This is a genomic window from Anaerolineae bacterium, assembly GCA_014360855.1.
Taxonomy (GTDB): domain Bacteria; phylum Chloroflexota; class Anaerolineae; order JACIWP01; family JACIWP01; genus JACIWP01.
On record JACIWP010000423.1, the window covers coordinates 1 to 1,645 of the forward strand.

Sequence of the window (1,645 nt, forward strand, 5' to 3'; positions counted from 1 at the left end):
CGCCGGCGTCACCGGGAAGTATCCCTCGGGCGGCTCTGCCTGCAGGTTGACGCCGCCGTGCGCCAGGTACAGGTCCAGGGCGGTGAGCGCCAGCAAAGCCGGCAGAGCGCGGCGCACCCGATGCCATCGGCCGGCCAGCGCCGCATAGCCGTAGCCGGCGAGCACCGCCAGCGCAAAACTGACGATATAGGCCAGCCGCTCCTGATCGCGGAACAGGTTGAACCCCGGCAGGATGCGGTACGCGATGGGAAAGAGGAAACCGTTCCCGCCCAGCGAGAGGAGCAGGGCGGTCAGCGCGGCGGATCCCCAGAAAAGGGCCGGCCCCCGCCGTTTCACCGCCAGGCCGGCGAGCGCCAGCAGTAGGGGAATAAGCCCCACGTACAGCGGCGACCATTCGCCCGGCCTGGCCCGCAGGAGGCCCAACAGATCTGCCCATTGGAACCCGTGGGCGATATCCGCGTAGGTCAGGCCGGCGCGCGGCGACATGCGGTGCATCTCCAGGCCCGGGATCCACTGCGCCGCGCTGATGCCCAGCGCGCCGACCAGCAACAGCAGGGCGCCGGCGGCGATGAAGCGCCAGCCGGCTCGCCGGCCCAGGGCGCGGAAGAGGAAATACGCGCCGGCCAGGTAGGCCATGTACAGCGTGGTCTGAGGATGGCCGGCCAGCAGGCTGATGCCCATCGCCGCGCCGGCGAGGAACAGGCCGGCCAGGGAGCGCCGCTCCACCGCTCCTTCCATCAGCCAGAGGCCCAGGGGCAGCCAGACCGCCGTCTCCAGGATGTTGATCTGCTGCATGGGATAGGAAGTGAGCCATCCGCCCAGGCCGAAGGCCAGGCCGGCGATCAGGCCGGCGCCGGACGAGCGGGTCAGGCGGTGGACGAACAGGTAGGTGAACAGGCCGGCCAGGCCCAGGTGGAACAGCACCTCCAGTTCCAGCGCCAGGAATGGAAGCGGGTCTGGCAGAAGCACCTGCCACAGGCCCAGGGGATAGAACACCTGGAACAGCGTGGCGGCCACGGCCGGCTGTCCGCCGAAGGTGTACGGGTCCCACAGGGGAAGCCGGCCGTGCGAAAGCTCGCGGGCGACGAAGACGCGCATCAGGTAGTGCTGTTCCACGAAGTCGCCGTAGGTGATGACCTGGCGCAGGGCGGGGACCGGCCACCATATGCGCCAGAACATGATGAAGGGGAGCGCCAGGAGCAGGCCGGCGGCCAGCAGATGGCGGTGACGGGCCGACAGGGAACGGATCATCGCGTGCCTTTCTGCATACTCTCCCAGGAGCAGTGTGCTGAAGTGGTTATACGGCTCGCGAAGCGATCTGTCAACCAGCCCCCCTTATGAAGCAGGATGTCCCCCCGCCGGCGGCCCCTCTTCCCCTTCGGCGGGCGGGTACAGCCCGCCGAGGTCGTCCACGCTCTTGATGACCCGGGCAGGATTGCCGGCGGCCACGGCGCGCGGCGGGATGTCGTGGGTGACGACAGAGCCAGCGCCGATGAGGGCGTCGGCGCCGATGCGCCGGCCGGGCAGGATGGTGGTATTGGCGCCGATTTTGGCGCGCCGGCCGATGACCGGCCCCTCCAGCCGCTCCTTGACCCCCACCGACAACGGATAGCGGGCGTTGGTCAGCACCACATTGGGCCCCAGC

At 69.5% G+C, this 1,645-nt stretch carries 2 protein-coding genes; both read right to left on the reverse strand.

Translation table 11 applies throughout. The features are described from left to right. The coding region (locus H5T60_14745; GenBank protein ID MBC7243690.1) for a YfhO family protein at positions 1 to 1,251 on the reverse strand (1,251 nt) is incomplete at its 3' end. Between the two features lie 84 nt (positions 1,252 to 1,335). Further along, positions 1,336 to 1,645 (reverse strand): hypothetical protein (locus H5T60_14750; protein ID MBC7243691.1); only part of this gene is annotated, 310 nt, incomplete at its 5' end.